Below are 6,562 nucleotides of genomic sequence, written 5' to 3'. Positions count from 1 at the left end.
TAAATCCATGAGTAGCCTCGAGTATTTTCTGGTGAACCACGCGCCCATATGGAATCGATATGTTTGTTTCTCTATTCATTGCATTAGTTACCTGTTTAAGTGATTTGAGGCTCTACTTTAAGCGTGTTTTCCGCGCACCACCGGTGCGTACGGCGTGTATTTTTAACGTACCGCGCAACAAGGTGTTCGTTTTCTATTTTATGTTTTGAATAAGAGACGCAACAAAAATGGTGAAAACCTCCATGTTTGAAGGTTTCTAATAAATTTTAGTGAAAGAGGTATGGTAATAAGTTTGTTAAAGATGCCTTTATTAATGGGTTTTGTTCCAACGTTTTTGCTGAAGGGGGGGGGGCAAGGCGTACGGTAGGGGTACGCAAGGGTGTGTCTGCTGATATGTTTATAGATAAGCGTGCATTGGTACTTCTGTAGTACCCCTTGTGCACACCTACACGTTCGATTAGGGGAAATAGTCACCGACAGAATTAACAGAACTGATTTTCATAATCTTTTTAAGGAGAACAAGATTGTCAAATCTTTGTGCTCATTATATTTGAGCACAAAGTTTTGATTGTGAGTGCTCATCTTCTGATGAGCACAAGGAATTAATTAAGTGAATTTTTATTGGAATTAAGAAATTAGCAGCGAATTCAAAAAAGCTATTATGAGCATAAACTTTTGGTTTTCGAATGTTGCTTATAGAAAACCTTATATGAGCATAAACTCTGAAAAGTTTGTGTCTTTAGTCTTATTAATAGTCCAAAATCCCTACTTGAGCATAAACCCTTTATGCTCATCCTTATAGGTGTATTTTTAACGCGATTGGAGATGGCGTTATTTGGCTTTATTAAACTCGAGCAAGCATTTTTTAAAAATTGGTAGTTTCGGGTTTTGAAAAGTTTGATGTTTGGGCTCTCCAAAGTTAATAGTTAACGATTGGTCACTTAGTTTGTGCAGGGTACGTAAAGTATCTGGATTAATTTCTCTACGAACACTGGCTAGAAGAGCCTTAAGTTCAAGGTCGAATTTACAATCCACTTCCAGACTCTATATGCTTCAGTTAATTTCACAAAGATGTAAAAACTTAAATCGTAAGGTTTATGCTCATTATTCCTGAGCACTTCCTTTGTTTTGTAAATGCTCAGGAATGATGAGCACAAAAAATAACTTATTTGTGCACATAGATGAGGGCTTTAAAGAATGATGTACGATGACCTTGAGCATAAAATACTATCCTGAGCACAAACTTCTGAAATCTCAAATTACAGGTGGTAAAACCTATCCTGAGCACAAGGTTTCGAAAAGTTGTGTCTTTTAGTTTTAAAATGGCCAAATTCCCTATCCTGAGCACTAACATGTTGTGCTCAGGTTTTTTAGTGTATTTAGGTGCGATAGAACCTTGCGATTATGTCGTTGGTTAAATTCAAACTACGCATTTTTCAAGGCTTGTGTATTTCGAGTGGGGTATATTTTGCTCTGTCATGAGTTTTCTTACAGTTGTCATGAATGATTGATCAGAAAGGTCGCAGAGCCGTATTTGTGTGATAACTGGCTCTCCATTTTCAACGTGTTTGGTTTCGGTTTTAAGTGGGAGTGCTTGAGGTTTAATGACGCATTTTCCTTCCTGAAACCTGAAGCCCAAAGTTATTGGGTGGACCTTAATAGGGCAATTGTCACTAACAGGATCGTTCAACTTCAAAGTCGATTGGACACTGAATTGACCAATGACCTTTTGGATAATCGAAGCAATTGATTTTTCAATTACGTATCGTTCGAAGGTGTTCAGTTTAATGCATCCGGATATTTGATGTAGGCCTTTGGGATTAGATCTTCTCATACGTTCAGACAAGTTTTCCGCAGATACGGCAATACCACGTGTTAAAGATCTCTCTAGATCTTTAGTGGCAAGTTCAAAATCTCCCAAACATACTCCCGAACTATTGTGCCAATTTCCCTCCTTGCTTTTCCAAATGGTACCTAGCTCGTCTCCAATATCACTTACGAGAGCTAAGACATGTCTTTTCCAGTGATCTGGCTTTTCTTGCCAGTGAGTACCGTAGCTGTAGATATCTTGGTTTAGGATGATATTGCGTAATAGGTCAGTTGTGTAAGTCATAGAGTTCTCCTTTTGTGGTCACCTCCAAAAATATGTCACTTATAAAATACGCAAGTATTATTGATTTCATGAGCGCTAGGAAATTATTAGAATGAAGTACAAGTAGTTGTAAATCTTATATTTTATATAGCTGAGCGTTCGAATATGGGGTAGACTGGGTTGCCTGAGGAATCTGGTTGGTTTGGTTTTGTCCCCCTGGAGTCCCTAACACAAGAAGTAGCGAACAGACATACTTGCTCGAAAGGTTTCAGGGTAGAAACCAAAAAATCTTAAGTCGTTTAGTTTAGGAAGAATAAAACGGTTTATTTGATTATAAAAAGCGAGCCACAATGAATAACTTAGGGACTATTGAAGCCCTCAATACAATATATAAACACCTTCCTTTACACGCAGAAGAGGGCGGTGAAGCATCTTCCGTTAATATTCGTGACAGTATTTCCAAAGACTGTCCAGATAACGTAGAAATCACTTCAGCAATTTCGTTAGTTGAACGATTATTCGTTGGACTGGGTTTGCTGGATGATACTTTGTTAGAGCACGGTATCTGGCGATTCAAATCTTTTCCTGCTTCATTGATGGCTAAGTCGTTGCTGTCTTCACTTAAAGATAGTGATCAGAGCCTATTTCCAAAAGGTTTCTGGGGTGCGCAAAGTGACCACTCTGAAGTTGTTGAAGAACAGCGTAATGTATTGCACTACTTAGAAAACCAAAGACAAAGGCACCACAATACTTCTGCGCAGCCCGTTCGTTACGTACATGTAGCTTGGGGTCTTATTTCAGTGGATGGTAAGTTTCTGCTAAGGCACCGAGAAGATAAGACCCGTAAGAACCGAAACAACTATGTGTTAATTGGTGGTCGTGTCTCGCAAAACGATTTAATGGAAGCGAACAAAGAGCTAGATACACTCGCTGCAGTCAGTCTCTTACAAAGCCCAGAGGCATCCAATCAATCTGACGCAATAGAGGTCGCCCTTGAGCGAGAATTATCTGAAGAAACAGGTTTGAATCCTAAAGAACACTATTCCTATTCATCTTGGCGCACCATTAAACCTTACACCGCTGTCGAAGGCGGTGGTGCAAATCATGCGCTAACGGAATACCGAATACATGTTTACCATATTAATCTTACTCAAGATGGCCTACTTGCGCTTTCTAAACGCATCCGCGCAGATGAAAACCTAACATGGTTTACGGCTGATGAGCTTGTTAAGGCTAAGTCTCAAGATGGCAGAATGGCGTATATCGATGCCTTGATCGAGGATCACGATTCTAAAGATGATTGGCGTAAATCTATAGAGAGTATCTCTCCAAGCTATGTGAATACACTCTCAGAGCTTCCAGATTCTTTTTCAACGACATTCTCGCTAGATAATTCAGAGAAAATCAGCGCTGGTAAGACCGGCAAAGAAAAGGACTTAGATTGCAATTTAACTGATGAAGAGCACAACTTGCTGCTAAGCTTGAGTCTCTTTGCAAAGGATTCCGAAGCTGAGTCATGCTCTGAACGAATTCAGCTATTAATAAATGGTTGGGTAGAAATAGTTGATGACGATCTTAATGACTGTGCGAGAAGTTTAACTAATAAACTAAGTGATGCAGGCTTACCGATTATTGAAGGTTATAAAGAGCGCTTTTACCGTCTAGCCTTGGCAGGATCGAACGTTTATTTCCATAAGGTAGCATTTGAATATCGTTTAGAAGATTCGGTCGATAAGAAAACTCAATTAATTGTTACGAGAAATCCGATTGCGACTGACCTAATTGAATCTGAATCAGCTTCTTACACCAAAGAAATTTCTGGAGCGCTTAAGATTGGCCTGAAAGAGCTCATGGCCGATAAAGACGTTAGTGGTGACTCACAGAAAGACCTTGATACCTTCAAAAAGAATGTTCAAAGGTTGTCTTCCCTAAATCAAGGGATTGGCCTAAGAGCGCTGATACGTTCATTTAAATCTAACTTCCAGCTTTTTGATAAAACCGAAGACGAAGAAACACAGACTAAGGAATCAAGTCGATGAGTTCGATTGAAAGCACACCAACACCCAATAACCTAGCAGCATATTGTTGGTCGATCGCCGACCTGTTACGCGGCGACTTCAAGCAAAGCCAATACGGCCGCATCATCCTGCCATTTACGCTCTTACGCCGCCTTGAATGTGTTTTAGAAGAAACCAAAGAGCAGGTTTTAGCTAAATTCGAAGAAATACAGACAATGAACCTGCCCGAAGAAGCGCAGGAAAAGCTGCTGATTCGCGCTTCAGGTTTAAGTTTTTACAACACCTCAAAAATGGATCTCTCCAAGCTGGGCCAAAACGGCATCAAACAAAACCTGGAAAGCTACATCCAAAGCTTCTCCAAAGATGCCCGTGAAATCTTCGAGTTCTTCAACTTCGCCGAATTCCTAGGCCAGTTAAACGATGCCGACTTACTGTTTAAAATCGTACAAAAAGTCCGCCAAACCGATCTTAGCCCCAAGGCCATCTCCAACCACGATATGGGCCTGGTGTTTGAAGAGCTGATACGCCGCTTTGCTGAAGGCTCCAATGAAACCGCCGGGGAACACTTTACCCCCCGTGATATTGTGCGCCTCACCACCTCCCTGGTATTTATGGAAGATGATGACGCCCTCACCAAGCCCGGCATCATCCGCACCATCTACGACCCCACTGCGGGTACCGGTGGCTTCCTCTCCTCGGGTATGGAATACGTGCACGAGTTAAACCCACAAGCGGTCATGCGTGCCTTTGGCCAAGAGCTTAACCCTGAGAGCTACGCCATCTGTAAAGCCGATATGCTGATCAAAGGCCAGGACGTCACCAATATTAAACTCGGCAACACCTTATCCAATGATCAGCTCGCAGCCTCCAAGTTTGATTATATGCTCTCCAATCCGCCCTTTGGTGTCGATTGGAAAAAGATCGAATCCACCATCAAAGACGAAAACACCCTCAAGGGCTACGACGGCCGCTTTGGCCCAGGCTTACCGAGAGTGAGCGATGGCTCGTTATTATTCCTCATGCACCTGATCAGCAAATTAAGACCGAACGAAGGCGATGTACATGGAGGTACAAGTGTCGCGGGAGGCAGGACGCCGGGAGCGACCGGTGGCCGTATTGGCATCATCCTCAACGGCTCACCCCTGTTTACCGGTGGTGCAGGCAGTGGCGAGAGCGAAATTCGCCGTTACATCCTTGAGGCCGACCTGCTTGAAACCATCGTCGCGCTGCCCACCGATATGTTCTACAACACCGGCATCGCCACCTATGTATGGGTGCTGTCGAATAAAAAGGCCGATGAGCGCAAAGGCAAGGTACAGCTGATCAACGGCGTAAACCTCTGCGGCAAGATGCGTAAATCCCTAGGCTCCAAACGTAACGAAATGAGCAGCGATGACATCGCCACTATCACCCGCAGCTTTGGAGCCTTTGAAGTGGTGGATGCTCGTGAGCTGGATAAACCTGCCGAACAAAAAAGCAACCGTGGCCGACAATCGGAAAACCCTAAAACGGAAGCCCCCAAAACCTTCGCCAGTAAAATCTTCGCCACCCATGAATTTGGCTACCGCCGCATCACCATCGAGCGCCCATTACGCGAGAGCTACCAATTCAATGATGAGCGCATCGCCGAGCTGCGCTTTGCCCCCAAGCCGTTAAACGCGCCGATGAAGTGGGTATATGAAAACTATGCTGAAAGCTGGAGCGATGACGAAGGCTGTGAGAACTACGGTGTATTAGCCGAGAATGAAGCCGACATCCGCAAACACTTGAAAACCCATTTCAGTGATTTAAAAGAAGCCAAAATCAAAGAACTGTTAGACCACAAAACCTGGGCAGCACAAAAGCAATGCCTGCTAAAAGCCAAGCAGCTACAGGCAGAGATAGGCACTGTACAGTGCGATGATATGAACGGCTATGAAGCCGCCATCAAAGCCGCCTGCAAAGCTCAAGGCATTAGCCTGGATACCAAAGAGAAAAAACAAATCACCACCGCCGTAAGCTGGAAAAACCCGGCAGCGGAAAAGGTGATTAAAAAGCTGCATAAAAATACCGAAGCCAACCCGCTTTATGGTCTGTTTGAGGTGGATGGAGGTGCCGGCAGCGAAAAGAGAGTGATTGAGTACAAAACCGATGGTGACTTGCGTGATAATGAAAACGTTGCCCTTGATCCATCACAAACCGTCAATGCGTTGAACGAAGCCTACTTCAAAAAAGAGGTACAACCCCATGTACCCGATGCCTGGATCGATGCCAGCAAGACGGATGATAAAGATCAGGAAGTGGGCATCGTCGGTTATGAAATTCCGTTTAACCGCCATTTTTATCAGTACCAGCCGCCAAGAGATTTGGAAGCGATTGATGCGGATTTGGATGCTGTGTCTGCCGAGATTATGAATTTGCTGCAAGAGGTGCATTCGTAATGGGTAAGTATCAAGCATACCCTGAGTATGTT

At 43.4% G+C, this 6,562-nt stretch carries 3 protein-coding genes; 2 read left to right on the top strand and 1 reads right to left on the bottom strand.

Features of this window, described 5'->3' with window-relative positions:
- Window positions 1-1,420: 1,420 nt before the first annotated feature.
- Window positions 1,421-2,113: a hypothetical protein gene (locus tag A3761_RS02780; RefSeq protein WP_068513873.1), complete on the bottom strand. Its 693-nt coding sequence runs from the start codon at window positions 2,111-2,113 to the stop codon at window positions 1,421-1,423.
- A 329-nt stretch (window positions 2,114-2,442) separates the two neighbouring features.
- On the opposite strand from A3761_RS02780, the gene A3761_RS02775 reads away from it, so the two are divergent.
- Entirely contained in the window at window positions 2,443-4,131 is a 1,689-nt protein-coding gene (locus A3761_RS02775) for an NUDIX hydrolase (protein WP_068513870.1), read from the top strand.
- Complete coding sequence (locus tag A3761_RS02770) at window positions 4,128-6,530, top strand: class I SAM-dependent DNA methyltransferase (protein ID WP_068513868.1); 2,403 nt, start codon at window positions 4,128-4,130, stop codon at window positions 6,528-6,530. Before A3761_RS02775 ends, A3761_RS02770 begins: the two co-directional genes overlap by 4 nt.
- Window positions 6,531-6,562: the final 32 nt, after the last annotated feature.

It is taken from the genome of Oleiphilus sp. HI0123 (assembly GCF_001635315.1).
This window is presented reverse-complemented; position numbering and strand designations above follow the sequence as displayed.